General features: G+C 68.1%; 19 protein-coding genes. 11 read left to right on the top strand and 8 right to left on the bottom strand.

Annotated features, from left to right (window positions below; genetic code table 11):
* Position 1: 1 nt before the first annotated feature.
* From nikC to FZ938_RS00615, 4 genes are all read right to left on the bottom strand, one after another.
* Positions 2-922 carry a nickel transporter permease gene (gene nikC, locus FZ938_RS00630; RefSeq protein ID WP_149196794.1) on the bottom strand — a complete coding sequence of 307 codons (921 nt, stop codon included), beginning with the start codon at positions 920-922 and terminating at the stop codon, positions 2-4.
* The gene (locus FZ938_RS00625; RefSeq protein ID WP_149196793.1) at positions 919-1,929 is read right to left on the bottom strand and encodes an ABC transporter permease; all 1,011 of its coding nucleotides are present in this window, start codon (positions 1,927-1,929) and stop codon (positions 919-921) included. The genes nikC and FZ938_RS00625 overlap by 4 nt, the downstream gene beginning before the upstream one ends.
* A 268-nt stretch (positions 1,930-2,197) precedes the next feature.
* The gene (gene trxB, locus FZ938_RS00620) at positions 2,198-3,202 is read right to left on the bottom strand and encodes a thioredoxin-disulfide reductase (protein ID WP_149196792.1); all 1,005 of its coding nucleotides are present in this window, start codon (positions 3,200-3,202) and stop codon (positions 2,198-2,200) included.
* A gap of 35 nt (positions 3,203-3,237) precedes the next feature.
* Entirely contained in the window at positions 3,238-5,166 is a 1,929-nt protein-coding gene (locus FZ938_RS00615; RefSeq protein WP_149196791.1) for a hypothetical protein, read from the bottom strand.
* Between the two features lie 195 nt (positions 5,167-5,361).
* On the opposite strand from FZ938_RS00615, the gene FZ938_RS00610 reads away from it, so the two are divergent.
* From FZ938_RS00610 to sigJ, 10 genes are all read left to right on the top strand, one after another.
* The gene (locus tag FZ938_RS00610) at positions 5,362-5,973 is read left to right on the top strand and encodes a PadR family transcriptional regulator (protein WP_149196790.1); all 612 of its coding nucleotides are present in this window, start codon (positions 5,362-5,364) and stop codon (positions 5,971-5,973) included.
* Between the two features lie 20 nt (positions 5,974-5,993).
* Complete coding sequence (locus tag FZ938_RS00605; protein WP_149196789.1) at positions 5,994-6,287, top strand: DUF2218 domain-containing protein; 294 nt, start codon at positions 5,994-5,996, stop codon at positions 6,285-6,287.
* A 153-nt stretch (positions 6,288-6,440) separates the two neighbouring features.
* Positions 6,441-6,896, top strand: coding sequence for an RrF2 family transcriptional regulator (locus FZ938_RS00600; protein ID WP_042701959.1), 456 nt, complete (start codon positions 6,441-6,443; stop codon positions 6,894-6,896).
* A 158-nt stretch (positions 6,897-7,054) separates the two neighbouring features.
* Entirely contained in the window at positions 7,055-8,014 is a 960-nt protein-coding gene (gene cysK, locus FZ938_RS00595; protein WP_149196788.1) for a cysteine synthase A, read from the top strand.
* Between the two features lie 165 nt (positions 8,015-8,179).
* The gene (locus FZ938_RS00590; protein WP_149196787.1) at positions 8,180-8,977 is read left to right on the top strand and encodes a hypothetical protein; all 798 of its coding nucleotides are present in this window, start codon (positions 8,180-8,182) and stop codon (positions 8,975-8,977) included.
* A 95-nt stretch (positions 8,978-9,072) separates the two neighbouring features.
* The gene (locus FZ938_RS00585) at positions 9,073-9,861 is read left to right on the top strand and encodes a HesA/MoeB/ThiF family protein (RefSeq protein ID WP_174757345.1); all 789 of its coding nucleotides are present in this window, start codon (positions 9,073-9,075) and stop codon (positions 9,859-9,861) included.
* 57 nt (positions 9,862-9,918) lie between these two features.
* A complete protein-coding gene (locus FZ938_RS00580; protein ID WP_149197635.1) occupies positions 9,919-10,383 on the top strand; it encodes a DsrE family protein in 465 nt (154 codons plus the stop codon).
* Positions 10,384-10,399: 16 nt separating this feature from the next.
* Complete coding sequence (locus tag FZ938_RS00575; protein WP_149196785.1) at positions 10,400-10,657, top strand: hypothetical protein; 258 nt, start codon at positions 10,400-10,402, stop codon at positions 10,655-10,657.
* A 97-nt stretch (positions 10,658-10,754) separates the two neighbouring features.
* On the top strand, positions 10,755-11,207 hold the full coding sequence (locus tag FZ938_RS00570) for a carboxymuconolactone decarboxylase family protein (RefSeq protein ID WP_149196784.1): 453 nt from the start codon (positions 10,755-10,757) through the stop codon (positions 11,205-11,207).
* Positions 11,204-12,085 (top strand): RNA polymerase sigma factor SigJ, encoded by an 882-nt coding sequence (gene sigJ / locus FZ938_RS00565; protein WP_149196783.1) that lies wholly within the window; start codon positions 11,204-11,206, stop codon positions 12,083-12,085. The genes FZ938_RS00570 and sigJ overlap by 4 nt, the downstream gene beginning before the upstream one ends.
* Positions 12,086-12,097: 12 nt before the next feature.
* On the opposite strand, the gene FZ938_RS00560 is transcribed toward sigJ, so the two are convergent.
* From FZ938_RS00560 to FZ938_RS00545, 4 genes are all read right to left on the bottom strand, one after another.
* Positions 12,098-12,472 carry a response regulator gene (locus FZ938_RS00560; RefSeq protein WP_149196782.1) on the bottom strand — a complete coding sequence of 125 codons (375 nt, stop codon included), beginning with the start codon at positions 12,470-12,472 and terminating at the stop codon, positions 12,098-12,100.
* A 76-nt stretch (positions 12,473-12,548) separates the two neighbouring features.
* On the bottom strand, positions 12,549-13,160 hold the full coding sequence (locus FZ938_RS00555) for an HAD family hydrolase (RefSeq protein WP_246457567.1): 612 nt from the start codon (positions 13,158-13,160) through the stop codon (positions 12,549-12,551).
* Positions 13,161-13,369: 209 nt separating this feature from the next.
* Complete coding sequence (locus tag FZ938_RS00550) at positions 13,370-13,774, bottom strand: hypothetical protein (RefSeq protein ID WP_149196780.1); 405 nt, start codon at positions 13,772-13,774, stop codon at positions 13,370-13,372.
* Positions 13,775-13,969: 195 nt separating this feature from the next.
* Positions 13,970-14,401, bottom strand: a complete 432-nt coding sequence (locus FZ938_RS00545) for a Fur family transcriptional regulator (protein ID WP_085090580.1) — start codon at positions 14,399-14,401, stop codon at positions 13,970-13,972.
* A 460-nt stretch (positions 14,402-14,861) separates the two neighbouring features.
* On the opposite strand from FZ938_RS00545, the gene FZ938_RS00540 reads away from it, so the two are divergent.
* Positions 14,862-16,019 (top strand): ATP-binding protein, encoded by a 1,158-nt coding sequence (locus FZ938_RS00540; RefSeq protein WP_246457564.1) that lies wholly within the window; start codon positions 14,862-14,864, stop codon positions 16,017-16,019.
* Positions 16,020-16,082 lie beyond the last annotated feature (63 nt).

Raw genomic sequence — 16,082 nt, 5'->3', positions numbered from 1 at the left:
GTCAGTCCCCCTTCGGGTCCAGCACGTCGCGCAGACCGTCGCCCAGCAGGTTGAAACCCAGGCTGACGATGAAGATGGCAAGGCCGGGCATGGCGGCGACCCACCATTGCTCCAGCACATATTGCCGGCCGCTGGCGATCATCGCCCCCCATTCCGGTAGCGGAGGCTGGGCGCCGAGGCCGAGGAAGCCCAGCCCGGCGGCGGTCAGGATCACCCCGGCCATGTCCAGCGTCGTCCGCACGATCAGCGAGGCGACGCACAGCGGCATGATGTGGCCGAGGATGATGCGCAGGCTGGACGCGCCCTGCAGCCGGGCGGCGCTGATGAAGTCGGCGCGGCGGACGGTCAGCGTCTCCGCCCGCGCGATGCGGGCATAGGGCGGCCAGGAGGTGATGGCGATGGCGATCACCGCATTCTCGATGCCGGGGCCGAGCGCGGCGACGAAGGCCAGCGCCAGGATCAGCTTGGGAAAGGCCAGCGCGATGTCGGTGATGCGCATCAGCACGGTATCGACCCAGCCGCCGAAATAGCCGGCGACCGTGCCGATCACCAGCCCGGCCAGCGGCGCCGTCGCCGCCACCAGCGTCACGATCATCAGCGTCAGCCGCGCGCCATGGATCAGGCGCGAGAGGATGTCGCGTCCGAAGGCGTCGGTGCCCAGCCAATGGACTGCACTCGGCGGCATCAGCCGGTTGTTCAGATCCTGGGCATAGGGATGGTGGGGCGCCAGCACCGGGGCCAGCGCCGCGACGACGACCAGGGCCAGCACGATCAGCAGCCCGGCGACGGCCAGCCGGTTGCGGCGGAAGGCGGTCCAACCGGCCCAGGCGCGGCCCAGCCGGGCCTGCGCGCGGGACTGCGGCGTGTCGGTGGTCAGCCATTCCCGCCAGCCGGCGGATTGGGTATCGGTGCGCGCGGTCATCGGGCCCGGGGATCCAGAAGGCGATAGAGCAGGTCGGACAGCAGGTTCAGCGCGATGAAGACCGCGCCGACCACCAGCGTCCCGCCCAGCACCGCGTTCATGTCGGCGCTGAGCAGCGAATTGGTGATGTAGAGCCCCAGGCCGGGCCAGGCGAACACCGTCTCGGTCAGCACCGATCCTTCCAGCAGGCTGGCATAGGACAGGGCGATGACGGTGATCAGCGGCACCGCGATGTTGCCCAGCGCATGGCGCCAGACCACCCGGGTCTCCGACAGTCCCTTCACCCGTGCGGTGGTGATGTATTCCTGGCGCAGCTGGTCCAGCATGAAGCCGCGCGTCATCCGCGCGATGTAGGCGACGCTGTAGAGGCCGAGGATGGCCGACGGCAGAACCAGATGCTGCACGGCGTTCCAGAAGATCTCGGTCTCGCCGGCCAGCAGGGCGTCGACCGTGACGATGCCGGTCACCGGATCGACCATGCCCTCATAGAAGACATCGACCCGCCCCGGCCCCGGCGCCCAGTCCAGCTTGGCGTAGAACAGCAGCAGCGCCATCAGCCCCAGCCAGAAGATCGGCACCGAATGGCCGATCAGGCCGAGCAGGCGGATGGCGTGGTCGGGCCAGCGCCCGCGGTGGGTGGCGGCGAACACCCCGGCCGGCACGCCCAGCAGCGCGCCGAGCACGACGGCGACCGTCGCCAGTTCCAGCGTAGCCGGGAAGACGCGCAGCACATCCTCCAGCACCGGGCGGGAGGTCAGCACCGAGGTGCCGAGGTCGCCCTGCAGCACATCGCCGACATAGCGGAGGAACTGCTGCCACAGCGGCAGGTCGAGGCCGAGCTGCGTGCGCATCTGCGCATAGCTTTCGGCGTTCGCCCGGTCGCCGAGCGCGGACAACACCGGGTCGATCGGCACGACGCGGCCGATCAGGAACGTGACCAGCAGCAGGCCCAGCAGGGTGGCGGCGACCGTGACCAGCAGGGTCAGGCCGCGTTTCAGCGTAGGCAAGAGGACTCCCTCGCGAATGGACGCGCTAAGGAATCACAGTCGGGGCTTTGTGCAAAGCCCGTCAAGGGCATAGGGGGGTATGAAAGGGAAGTGGGTGCTGTGGATGCGCCGCTTGCCCCCTCCCTATCCCTCCCCCGCGTTCCGCGGGAGAGGGGATTGGATGCTAGGTGCCGTGACGATTCGCAAATGAGCGGCGGAGTTCCCTCTCCCACCGAAGGTGGGGGAGGGTTAGGGAGGGGGCATCCGCCGCTTGCGCTAAACCCTCAGCTCACCAAGTCCCGGCCGGGCTCGGGTCGCCATGGGCGCCGGCGGCCGGCTCGTGGTGGGCGAGCCAGCGTTCGGCCTCCAGCGCGGCCATGCAGCCCATGCCGGCGGCGGTGACGGCCTGACGATAGACCTTGTCCTTCACGTCGCCGGCGGCGAAGACGCCCGCGATGTCGGTGGCGGTCGAATCGGGGGCGGTGACGATATAGCCCGACTCGTCCATCTTCACCTTGCCCTTGAAGATGCCGGTCGCCGGCTCGTGGCCGATGGCGACGAAGACGCCGGCAACCGGGATCACGCGCTCCTCGCCCGACTTGACGTTCTTCACGCGGACGCCGGTGACGGCGCGCGGGTTGCCCATGGTGCCGTCGCCCTCGCCGACGATCTCCTCGACCGTGCTGTCCCACACCACCTCGATCTTCGGATGGCGGAACAGGCGGTCCTGCATGATGCGTTCGGCACGGAAGCTGTCGCGGCGGTGGATGACCGTCACCTTGGTGGCGTGGTTGGTCAGGTACAGCGCCTCCTCGACCGCGGAGTTGCCGCCGCCGATCACCGCGACCTCCTTGCCGCGGAAGAAGAAGCCGTCGCAGGTGGCGCAGGCCGACACGCCGAAGCCGCGATAGATCTCCTCGGTCGAGATGCCGAGCCAGCGCGCCTGGGCGCCGGTGGCGATGATGACGCTGTCGGCGGTGTAGGTGTCGCCGCTGTCGCCCTTGCAGACGAAGGGACGCTTGGTGAAGTCGACGTCGGTGATCAGGTCGAACACCATCTTCGTGCCGACATGCTCCGCCTGCTTCTGCATCTGCTCCATCAGCCAGGGGCCCTGGATCGGATCGGCGAAGCCGGGGTAATTCTCCACATCGGTGGTGATCATCAACTGGCCGCCCGGCTGCATGCCTTGGACCATCAGCGGTTCCAGATTGGCGCGCGCGGCATAGATGGCGGCGGTGTAGCCGGCCGGGCCGGCGCCGATGATGAGGACCTTGGTGTGGTGGGTCGTGGCCATGGATCTGATCCCGCAGATTTGCGATTGGAACGGCTCTAGAAACCGAACATATGGTCGAGGCTGAAGGCGCTGTCACCGGCAGCAAGGCAGCCATGGTAGCCGAACAGGCGGCAGGTGGTGTCGCGGATCAGCACATAGGCATGCTCGCCCGCCGCCAGCCGTTCCGCTTCCGAAAACATCTCGTGATAGCGCCAGAAGCGCGAGCCGCCGCAGGGGATCGCCAGCCGCTTGCGCGCCACTTCGACACCGTCGCGCCGCACCAGGATCAGGCTGGTGTCGGACGTGGCATGCCACCGGGTCGAGGCAGGGTAGACGAGGTGGCAGAGCGTGTCCCACGGGTCGGTGCCCAGCCGCAGGAACAGGCGGGTCGACAGGCCGGGCGGGCGGCCATGGTAGCTCTGCGGTTCGTCGCGATAGACCATCGCCATGTTGAACATATGGCTGCCGAAGCTGGTCTCCGCAACATGGCCGGTCGTTACGTCCTCGTAACGGACCAGCGCGTGCAGCCAGCCGTCGGCGATCGTTCCGGCTTCGAAATCATAGACCAGTTCGACATGGCCCCAGCCGTCGACGACGCTTTTGTCCGCGACCAGCCCGGTGACGTCCAGCGCCACGCTGTCGGACCGCTTGAGGTTGCCGAAGTGGTGTTCGGCGATCTCGACGCCGTTGCGGTCGTAGACGACGGCCTTCACCGGCAACTCGGTCTGCGCCGTGCTCATCGGCGTCGGCAGCAGGATGGTGCGCCAGCGGCCCATCGGCAGCAGCGGCGCCGGCAGGATGTGGCCCTTGCCCACCACGCCCTTGTCCATGGCGCCACCGGTCAGTTGCGGCAACTTGGGGTCGGGCTTCAGGTCGGTGCGCTCGACATTGGCATGGGCCATGCGGCGGCGGCCGTCGGCGGCGACGATCTCGTAGCGCGGGCGGACGAAATGCTTGCCGGCCTGCACCTCGAACTGCTGCGGCCAGCGCGCTTCGGGGAACAGGCCGGCGACGTCCAGCTCGACGGTGGCGAAGGCCGGGACCGCCTGGTCGAGCCTGCGGATGTCGGCCGAGCCCATCAGGTTCAGGCCGACGGCGCCGGCCGGGATCGGCGTCGGGTGGCTGTTCTGGATCCACAAGGTCACCCGCTCGCCCTCGCGCGGGGCGGGCAGGCCGGCATAGAGGTCGGCCGGCCAGGCGTTGGCGTCGTGGGTGCAGGACAGCACCGTGTCGTCGTCGCCATAGGTGTCGAGCGCGTATTTGACCACGTCATGCCCGGCGGCGCCGATGACGTGCAGGAACAGTGAGCCGCAGAAGTCGGACAGGTTGAAGCGCTCGCGCACCTGCCGGCTGTCGATCACCACCGTGCCGTCGGTCGGCGGCATCGGCTCCGTCCAGTCGGCGATGGGGCGGCCCTCGCCGTCGAACAGGCAGGCCCACAGCCGGGTGCCCTTGGCGCCGTAGCGCGGCCAGTAATTGGCCGACACCACGCGGGTGTGGTGGCCGTTGCCGTCGCGGAACCAGGCGAAGTTGGTCGCCCAGTTGAACTTCGACAGGTAATGGCCGGGGTCGTTCAGCATGTCCTCCGGCACGCGCATGGCGTCGAGCGAGACGACGCCGGCCTGCTTCGGGATCAGGTGCGCGATGTGGCCTTCCAGCCGCTGGGAATCGAAGGCGACGATGAAGACGGTGCGGGCGCCGCTGGACGGCAGGTCGGTCACCGGGCGGGCGACGTGGCCGAACACCTCGCGGCCCACCTGCTCCACGTCCTGGACATAGATGCCGCCGATGTCGATCGACGACAGGTCATAGAACTCCGCCAGACCCGACAGCAGGCCCAGCGGGTCATAGACCGCCACCGGGCCGAAGGAAGCCAACCGTGCGATCAGGATCGCGGCCTTGGGCGCCGCCAGCGGATGGCCCACCGCCTTGAAGAAGCTGGAGCCGCCGGTGACGTTGGAAAAGGTCTCGATCCGAAGAGGCATGAGGACACACACGCGCGATAGCAATGCCAGGGCGTCGGTTATAGCCCCTTCGGCCGGGCGGGCGACAGAGATTTGCAGGCGAACGCAATTTGTCCGGGGGTACGAACGCCTGCCCGAACGATCCCTCTTGTCTGAGAGCGAGTTTCGATATATCTAAGTTTTCGTTATATCGAAACTGCATCAAGAGAGGGTTCCATGTTTCGGCACCTGTTTCACAATCACGGCCGCCGCTTCTCGCGTCCGGAATTCGAAGACGAGGCTCCGGAGGGACGCGGCCGGCACGGGCGCCACGGCCATCGCGGCGGCTGGGAAGGCTGGGGCGGCCATGGGAAAGGCGGCCGGGGCGAGCGGCGCATCTTCGACCATGGCGACCTGCGCCTGGTCCTGCTGTGGCTGATCGCGGAGAAGCCGCGCTCCGGCTACGACCTGATCAAGACGATCGAGGAGATGGTCGGTGGCGCCTACAGCCCCAGCCCCGGCGTCGTCTACCCGACCCTGACTCTGCTGGAGGAGCAGGGCCACATCCGCGTCGGCGCCACCGAAGGCAACAAGAAGCTCTACGAGATCACGCCGGACGGCACTGCGGCGCTGGCGGCGGCGGAACCGACCGTGGTGGCGGTGCGCGAACGCATCGCCCATGCGAAGGCCTGTCGCCAGCGTGAATCGTCGCCGCAGATCGTCCGCGCCGTCGAGAACTTCAAGATGGCCCTGCGCATGCGCCTGTCGCGCGGCGACCTGACGACGGAGCAGACCCAGGCCATCGCCGACATCATCGACAACGCCGCCCGCAGCGTCGAGCGCATCTGACCGGACAGGAGACGATGACCATGGCCGCATCGACCGCGCGCATCGTAACGCCGAACGGGCGCCGCTACATGACCCAGCTGTGCAAGCACTGGGCGCACAAGTTCGAGGTCGTTTATGACGAGACCCAGGGCCTCGTCCCCTTCGGACCCGACAGCCGCTGCCGCATGGCGGCCGACGACGCGGGACTGACGCTGACCCTGGAGGTGGAGGACTCCGGGCAGATGGAGCGCATGCAGGGGGTGGTGATCGACCACCTGAAGCGCTTCGCCTTCCGCGAGGATCTGGGGCAGGTGGCCTGGGCTCCGGTGGGGTGAGGCGCATTTTCCCGAATCTGTCTGCGACAAATCCTGTTGAGAATTACCGCATTTGCGATGTAAAACGGTTCTTAACCAACAGGCGGGAATGGGAGAGAAGGCGGTTTTCCACCGCCGGGCCGCCCATGGACAGATCACCGGGAGTCTTTCGTGATGCTCCGCATCTCCAAGAAGCTGATGTTCGCCATCGAGGCGGTCCTCGACATCGCCTACAACGCGGGCACCGAGCCGGTGCAGTCGGGGGAGATCACCCGGCGCCAGGGCATCCCGAAGCGTTATCTGGAACAGGTGCTGCAGCAGCTGGTGCGTGAAGGCGTGCTGGCCGGTGTGCGGGGCCCGCGCGGCGGCTACCGGCTGGCGCGCGAGCGGCGGCGGATCACGCTGGGCGAGATCGTCAAGGTCGTCCGCGCGATGGAGACCGCCACCGACCCGATCGAAGAGCCGGCCGGTTCCGTGCTGGGCCATCAGGTGGTGCGCCCGCTGTGGGGTGAACTGCAGGAAGAGTGCATGGCGAAGCTCGACACCATCACCATCGAGGATCTGTGCATGCGCGCCCGCCGCGCCGGGGTGGAGAGCGAGACCGAGGACCGGATCGACTTCACCATCTGATCTGGTCGGGCTGACGGGGTCGGCATAGGCTGGTGCGGACGGCCGGGGCACCCCACTTGCCGTTCGCCACACTTGCCGTTTGACAGTGCCCCTGTGCTGGATAATGCTCCGCCTGGGGTGTTGAACTCACTTATAACACAAATCTCAGAGGTGGAATCATGGCTGCACCGGAGTTCCGCGGCAAGATCTACGACAGCATCCTCGACACGATCGGTGCCACGCCGCTGGTGCGGCTGGACCGCCTCGCCGCCGAGGCGGGGGTGAAGGCCCAGATCATCGGCAAGCTGGAGTTCTTCAACCCGCTCGCCAGCGTCAAGGATCGCATCGGCCGCGCCATGATCGAGGCCGCCGAGGCCGCCGGTACCATCGCCCCCGGCCGCACGACGCTGGTCGAACCCACCTCCGGCAACACCGGCATCGCGCTGGCCTTCGTCGCCGCCGCCAAGGGCTACAAGCTGATCCTGACCATGCCGGAAAGCATGTCGGTAGAGCGGCGCAAGATGCTGAAGCTGCTGGGCGCCGAGCTGGTGCTGACCCCGGCGGCGGAAGGCATGAAGGGCGCTATCCGCAAGGCGGAGGAGATCCTGGCCGCCGACCCGAACGCCTATCTGCTGCAGCAGTTCAAGAACGCCGCCAACCCGGCCGTCCACCGCGCCACCACGGCGGAGGAGATCTGGAAGGATACCGACGGTCAGGTCGATTTCCTGATCTCCGGCGTCGGCACCGGCGGCACGCTGACCGGCACCGCCGAGGTCATCAAGGCGCGCAAGCCCTCCTTCAAGGCGGTGGCGGTCGAGCCGGAAGACAGCCCCGTCCTGTCCGGCGGCATGCCCGGCCCGCACAAGATCCAGGGCATCGGGGCCGGCTTCGTGCCCGACATCCTGAAGAAGGAGCTGATCGACGAGGTGGTGCGCATCTCCAACCAGCGCGCCTTCGAGACCGCCCGCAACGTCGCCCGCCTGGAAGGCGTGCCGGTCGGCATCTCGTCCGGCGCGGCGCTGGCGGCGGCGCTGGAGATCGGCGCCCGTGCGGAGAATGCGGGCAAGCAGATCGTCGTGATCCTGCCGTCCTTCGCCGAACGCTACCTGTCGACCGCCCTGTTCGAAGGGCTGGAATAAAGGCGCATCAATGCGGGTGGGGGTGATCTTTGCCCCCACCCGCAGCTTCGGTTCGCAGCTTGGCGGCGAAATTCCGGCCCGAAATTTGACGGATTTCGCCGTTTCGGCTAATCTTCCGGGTGACCGCACCGCCGTTTCCGTCCGTGCCGCCGGGGAGTGACCGCCATGACGGATATTACCGCCGCCACCTACGTTCCGAACCTGTCGAGCAGCGCCTTCTCCCAGTTCAAGGGGAAGACGACCAAGATCGGTTCGGACGGGGCCAACGCCGATAGCCAGACCTTCACGGTCAGCAAGTCCGGCGAGTTCAATTTCAAGATCAACGACACCTTCACCAACGTCGAGATCCGCAACGACCGGAACGAGGTGGTGACCACCATCCGGTCGAAGGAATCGGCGGCGGACGCCAGCGCGCGGCTGGGACCCGGCACCTACACCGCGACCTTTTCGCAGGCCAACCGTACGGCCGGCGTGCGCGACTATTCGATGGACGTCACGGAACGGCAGAACGTCCTGGTGACCGGCGGCGGCGCGACCTTGAAGGGCACCGCACAGCCGCCGGGGAACGGCGACACCGGCGTCCAGAAGCACACCTTCAACGTCGTGCAGGGCGGCACCTTCACCGCCGACATCTCGCTGGCCAACACACGCTGGGCGATGATGGACAAGGACGGCAAGGTGGTGGCCGCCAGCGACTCGGGCAAGACCGATGCGGAGCAGAACTTTCTGCAGAAGCCGACCTACAAGCTGGAACCCGGCCAATATTCGATGGTGGTGGTGCCGCCGTCCAGCCTGAAGAGCCCGACGGATTTCCGGCTGAGCTTCGTCCCGCGCAATCCGGACCTGTCGGACAGCGGCCTCAACCAGGAAAGCGCCATCCAGAAGACTCTGCGCGAACGTCAGGACCGGCTGCGCCAGTGGGCATCGGAAGCGAAGCCCACGACCACTTCAACCAAAGCATAACGGGACCGGGTCCTGACCGGCGGCACTGCCGGCTTGCGGAAAACGCGGCATCGAATGTTGCTGCAACGGCCCGTCCTTGCGCTATGCTGCGGGCCATGGACTTCACGGATACCCAGCTTCACCGCTATTCCCGCCACATCGTGCTGCCGGAAGTCGGCGGCATCGGCCAGGAAAAGCTGTTGCGTTCCAAGGTGCTGGTCGTCGGTGCCGGCGGCCTGGGCGCGCCCCTGCTGCTCTATCTGGCGGCGGCCGGCGTCGGCACCATCGGCATCGTCGACGACGACACCGTCGACCTGTCGAACCTGCAGCGGCAGGTGATCCACGACGAGTCGTCGCTCGGCCGCGCCAAGGTGGACAGCGCCGCCGCCCGCATCCGGGCGCTGAACCCCGACGTCCGGGTGGAGACGCACCGGACGCGAATCAGCCGCGACAACGCGATGGAGCTGATCGCCGGCTATGATCTGGTCGCCGACGGATCGGACAATTTCGCCACGCGCTTTCTGCTGAACGACGCCTGCTTCCTGGCCGGCAAGACGCTGGTGTCGGCGGCGATCCTGCGATTCGACGGGCAACTGACCACCTTCAAGGCGCATCTGGGCGCGCCGCACCCCTGCTATCGCTGCCTGTTCCCCGAGCCGCCGCCGCGCGGCACCGTGCCGTCCTGCTCGGAAGGCGGGGTGCTCGGGGCGCTGGCCGGCTCCGTCGGCTCGCTGCAGGCGACGGAGGTGCTGAAGGAACTGCTGGGGCTGGGCGAGAGCCTGTCGGGCAGCCTGCTGATGATGGACACGCTCTATGCGTCCTATCAGCGCATCTCCATCAAGCGGGATCCCGACTGCGCGCTTTGCGGCGATCATCCGACGATCCACGACCTCTCCGCCCATTGACGGGCGCCACGGCAACGACGGGAGGCGGCCACCATGTCCACTGCCCTGCCTGAAACCATGCCCAACCCAATACCGGCGACGGGAGCCGGCGGCACGTCGGCCCTGTCCATCGTCTTATTCGCCGGCGGCTTCGACCGCGTCCATTACGCGCTGGTGATGGCCAGCGCCGCTGCGGCCACCAACCGCAAGGTCACGCTGTTCTTCACCGGCCGCGCCCTGCGTGCCCTGGTGCATGAGACGGAGCCGGGGGTGCTGGGCTGGCACGACCTGGACCCGGCCGACGACGGCAGCACGCCGGTGGCGCGCGACCGGTATTTCGCCACCCACGGCCTCGCCACCTTCGAGGAATTGCTGGAGGCCTGCGTCGCCATGGGCGTCACGGTGATGGCCTGCGAGATGGGGCTGCGCGCGCTGGGGTTGCCGCCGGGCGTTTCGCTGCGCGCGGATGTTCCGGTCGCCACCGGCGGCGTCGTCACCTTCCTCAACGAGGCGCCGGGCGGCGGCGCCATGCTGTTCGTCTGAGGCTGTTGGATAGAGCATGACCGACAACCGCGAGATCCTCGACCTTGCCAACCAATTCGAGTCGATCGCCACCGACGGGTTCGAAGGGCGTCCCTACCGGCCGGCGCTGGCCGAGCTTGCCGTCCGCGTGCGCGAGCGGCCGGGCATGGCGCCGCGCGTCGCCCATGCGCTCGGGATCATGATCCAGCTGATCGGCGAGAGCGATCCCGAGGGCCGGTTCGCCGCCAAGATCGCCATCCTGCGCGAGGCGGTGGGGCTGCTCGGCGACGCCTGAGGTGCGCGCTTGAGCCAAGCGCAAGGCAGCCATGCGTCACGCTGGAGATGTGCGCCCCGTCATGGGGGTGAAGACACTCCAGATGAGGATGAACACCATGGCTTTCCGTTTCACCGTCGCCGCCGATGCCCCGTCCCTTTACGCCACGCTCTTCGCCACCGCCAAGGCCATCCGCGGCAGCGGCCTGCCGACCGGGCTGGTCCACCTGATCGACCTGCGCGTGTCGCAGATCAACGGCTGCACCTATTGCATCGACCTGCATACCAAGGAAGCCCGCCATGACGGCCAGTCCGACCAGCGCATCGCCGCCCTTGCCGGGTGGGAGCGGTCGGACCTGTTCCTGCCGGACGAGCGCGCCGCCTTCGCCTGGGCCGAGGTGCTGACCCGCACCCAGCATGACCGCATCGACGAAGCCTACCGGGCGCTGCAACGCCATTTCAGCGCCGAGCAGATTGCCCAACTGACCGTGACGGCGGCGCAGATCAACGCCTGGAACCGCATCGGTATCGCCCAGCATATCGAGGGCACCGCCGTCGGGATGGCGGCGTGACGGCGCTGGCCGACCCGGACACCGCGCTCGCCGCCTTTGCGGGCGAGCGGGCACGGCTGCGCGCCCTGGCCTACCGGCTGCTCGGTTCGGTGGCGGAGGCGGAGGACACGCTGCAGGACGCCTGGCTGCGCTGGTCCGCGGTGGCGCCCGGCAGCGTCGGGTCGGCCCCCGCCTTTCTGACGACGCTGGTGACGCGGCTGGCGCTCGACCGGCTGCGCTCCGCCCGGGTGGCGCGGGAACGTTATTACGGGCTGTGGCTGCCCGAGCCCGAGGTCGCCGATTGGGAGGACGGGTCGGAGGACGGTTCGGAGTCCGAGTCGGTGCCGCTGGCGATGCTCCTGCTGCTGGAACGGCTGGCGCCGGACCAGCGGGCGGTCTTCGTCCTGCGCGAGGCGATGGATTTGGATTACGCGGAAATCGCGGCGATGCTGGGCAAGTCGGTCGAGGCCTGCCGCCAGATCATGCGGCGCGCCCGCGCCCGCATGGCCGAGCCGTCCGCCGCGATGGCCGATCCGGATGCCGGACGCCGTCTGGCTGCCGCCTTCGCCGAGGCCAGCGTGCGGCGCGACTATGCCGCCATCGTCGCCCTGCTGTCGGACGACGCCCAGTGGCTGAGCGATGGCGGCGGGATGGTGCGGACGGCGGTCAACCCGCTGTTCGGCGCCGACCGCATCGCCCGCTTCCTGATCGGCGTCCAGCGCAAGCGCGCCCTCGGCTTCCGATTCGTACCGGTGCGGGTCAATGGCGGGCCGGGGTTGCTGGCCGAGCTGGGCGGGTCGTTCCGCAGCGTGCTGGCCTTCGATGTTGCCGATGGTCGCATCCTGCGGGTCTATCAGGTCGCAAACCCGCAGAAGCTGGAGCGCGTGCGGAGCTTTTAGGCTGTCCGGCTTTTAGGGCGTCGCCTCGTCCAGCCAGCGGTCGAGCGCGGTCAGATCGACCGGGCGGGGCAGGATGGGGAAGGGCAGGTTCGGCATGCGCGGGCCGGTCATCAGGATGCGCGTCTGCGGATAGAGCATCGCCGCCAGTGCCGCGGCGCGGTCGCCCTCGTCGCCCTCATGATCCAGCGGCAGCAAGGCCACGACCGGCGCCTCCGCACCGATGAGGGTCAGGGCCTCCAGCGCACCGGCGGTCTGCGAAACCTGGAAGCCGCGGCCGGACAGATGGCCGGCCAGTGCCTCGCGCTGGATGCGGTCGGCATCGGCGACCACGGCGCGGCGCCCGCCGTAACCCGGCATCCGGATGTCCGCTTCGATGCTGAAAGCCACGTTCCCCCTCCGTCCATCATGTTTTTGTTATGGACGAGGGGAGTATGCGGGTGGGTGGACGGGTTGTAAACGGCCGCTACCTGTGGTTCGACCTTCGTCGAATACGGACCACTTCGCCCTTGTGCATCAGCGCCAGCATCGGCAGGTCGCTGGGATGGTTGCCATAGCCCCAGGTGGCTGCGACCGGGCCGTTGCCGGCGATCCAGCCCGTCACCCGTTCCGCCTTGTCCAGCCGCACGCAGTTGGCGGTGCTGAGCCGGCCGGTCAGCCTGCCGTCCACCACCTCCATGCCCGTCGCCAGCAGGTCGTCCACCTCCAACCTGCGCAGCAGCGCCGGCATGTAGAGGTCGAGCGCGCCGGTGGCGACCACCACGCGGCGGCCCTGCCGGCGATGCTCCTTCAGCACGTCGAGCATCGGCTGGTGCCAGCGCACGCGCGGGACCATCCGCTCCGCCGCGGCCAGCGCGTCGGCCACCGGCAGGCCGCGCAGGGTGCGCTTCAGATAGATCGCCTTGACCGACCCCGGAAAATCGCAGCCCGGGCCGCGGCCGCGGACATGGCGGTGCAGGGCCGATCGGATGGCATCGGCCAATGCCAGGGCGGCGCGGCGCCGGCCGATCACCTCGCCGACGAACATCGGCAGGCTGTCGCCATGGATCAGCGTCCCGTCGAAGTCGAAGAAGGCCACACCAGCAGGCCCCAAAATCGATGACTCGATAGCCGGCGAATCGGGTGGCATCGCCAGCAGCGGCGCGGGCGGCGTGAGGCTGGTCCGGGGCTCGATGCCGCGGGGCGGAACGGACGTCGTTTGCATGACCATGTTTATCCGGCCGGCGCGGTGCGGCAGGCAAGGACTTTCAAATGCCCCCCGGGCCAAGCCGGTCCCGGCAAAGCCGATCAATGCAGCATGGTGGGGCCGCAGGGCGCCTCGAAGAGCGGTCCGTCCTCCGCGCCATCCTCCGCCCCGTCGTCGGATGCGAACTCCGGCCCGGCGCTGTCGTCCACCTCCTCCAGCTGGGCGATCAGGTCGCCCGACGCCTCCTCCAGCCCGGCCTTGACGGCGATCAGCAGGTTGATGATCTCGCCATTGTCCTGCTCCAGGCTGCGGACACGCTCTTCCAGCCGGTCGATGCGTCGCATCAGCAGCTCGGACAGGCGGTCCAGCCGTTCGAGGACGGGGTCGGGGCCCGAGCCTGCGGCGTTGGCTGCGATCTTGGGAATGTCCGGCCCGGCCGTGCTCGGCGGGCTTTCGGGCCGGGCGTCGGGGCGTCGGTCTTGGCGATTGTCGGGACGATCATCCATGGTGCGGCCGGTTCCGGTCAGTGAGGTTTGCTCCTCGCCTAACCTTGGACCAGTGGCCGGCAAGGTCCAGACCGGCACCCGATGCACCCCGCAAGCGATGGCCGCCTGACCCGCCCGTCCCGCGTGTGGAGATTCCGGGGAAGGGAGAGTCAGCCGGCACCCCTTGTGCGCATCGCCAACAAGTTCTTCATACAGTTAAGACTCAGATTTATCAGTCCGGCGTTTGCGCGGAACACCGTACAGTTCCAACCGATGGCCGATCAGGTCATAGCCAAGTTCGCGCGCGATGCTTTCCTTCAGCCGTTCCATTTCATCGTTGGTGAACTCGATCACTTCTCCTGAGTCGACATCGATCAGATGGTGGTGATGATCGGTTCTGGTTTCTTCGTAGCGCGCACGGCCGTCACCGAAATCCAGCCGGTCGATGACGTGCGCCTCTTCGAACAGCCGCATCGTGCGATAGACCGTGGCGATGGAAATGCGCGGGTCGATGGCGGATGCACGGCGGTGCACTTCCTCCACATCGGGGTGGTCCGTCGCCTCCGACAGCACGCGCGAGATCACGCGGCGCTGATCGGTCATCTTCAATCCCTTCTTCACGCACAGTTCTTCAAGGCGCGAGGGCATGGACATCCCCTGTGTTCCTGTCTTTGTTCGACGGGCGACGGTTCGCCCCTCCGGTCTCCCTGATCCCCGGGCACGCCAGCACCGAACGCCGACCGGATGTTCCATCCCGGCCGGCCCTTCGCGGCACCCCGAATATCCGACCAATATACTGTGTTTCGGACGCATTCTCAAACACCCACGGCCACCGACAGCCCTGCCGGACGGCCGAGCGGAAGAGGCTTTGCCGGCCAAAGCCATAGTACTTTCCGGCTATCGTTCAGCGGGAGTGGATGGTTGGAACGGAAACCAATTGCTCATAATCCCCTGCTAGGTTTTGTCGGATGGAGCGCCGTGCAGTCCGGGACGGCGCCGTATCGGACGTGACCATGCCGGATAGGGAGGGGGAGGGGCCGCAATGACGCCATTCGATGTCCCGCCTCCCGTCCCACCTCCTGTTCCGATGATTGCGGCGGAGCCGCCCATGGACGAACCCGCCTTCACCGCCGCAGGGCTGGCCGTTCCGGTGCCGCCGCTGACCCTTGACCAGGGGTGTGCCGCCGCGCTCGCCCGTTTCCGGCGCCAGCCGGAGCTTGCCGCCCTGCCGGTGGTCGACGGCGACGGCCGCGTCGCCGGGCTGCTGGAGCGTGGCCGGCTGCCGCCGGCCGGCGGGGGAGAGGGGGGCTGCATGCCGCTGGTCTCCGACGCGATGGACCCGCATCCGCTGCTGATCGAAGGGGCGACGCCGCTGGCGGAGATCGGTCGGCAGCTGGCCCGGCTGAAGCCGGCGGCGCTGGTGACGGGATTCCTGGTGATGGAGCGGGGCCGCTATCTCGGCGTCGGCACGGTGACCGTGCTGATGGCGCGCTCGGCCGAACAGACGGAGCTGCGCGCCCGCCAGCTGGAAGAGGCGCGCCGGCAGGCCGAACAGGCGATCCGGGCCAAGACCGCCTTCCTCGCCAACATGAGCCACGAGATCCGCACGCCGCTGACCGCGATGATGGGCTTCGCCGAACTGCTGGAGCAGGAGGTGCTGGGGCCGCACGCCATCCCGCTCTATCGGGAATACGCCCGCGACATCGCCGAGAGCGGCCGGCACCTGATGGAACTGATCAACGACCTGCTCGACCTGTCCAAGGCCGACGCCGACCGGCTGGAACTGGTGGATGGCACGGTGGACGTGGTGCGGGTGGCGATCGGTACGGCGCGGCTGCTGGCCGAGCGGGCGTCGCGCCACGGCGTCAGCATCGCAACCGAGGTGCCGCTGGACCTGCCGCCGCTGCGCGCGGACGAACGCAAGCTGCGCCAGATGCTGCTGAACCTGTTGTCGAACGCGGTGAAGTTCACGCCCACGAACGGCGTGGTGACGCTCGGCGCCCGGATGGCGGCGGACGGCGCCTTGTGGCTGTCGGTGCGCGACACCGGCATCGGCATGACCGGGGAGGAACTGGGCAAGGCGCTGGAGCCCTGGGGGCAGGTCGACAGCGCGCTGGCCCGCAGCCAGATCGGCACCGGCCTGGGATTGCCGCTGACCAAGCGCCTGATCGAACTGCATGGCGGCCGCCTGGACGTCGTCAGCCGCCGCGACGAGGGCACCACCATGGCGCTGGTCTTCCCGCCCCAGCGGGTGGGGCGGGGGTAGAACGGAAAAGCCCCTCCTCCGGGGAGGAGAGGGCTTTTCCGTCAGATTTTCCTGTTCAGGGCG

Origin of the sequence: Azospirillum oryzae, assembly GCF_008364795.1 — a bacterium.
Taxonomy (GTDB): domain Bacteria; phylum Pseudomonadota; class Alphaproteobacteria; order Azospirillales; family Azospirillaceae; genus Azospirillum; species Azospirillum oryzae.
This window is presented reverse-complemented; position numbering and strand designations above follow the sequence as displayed.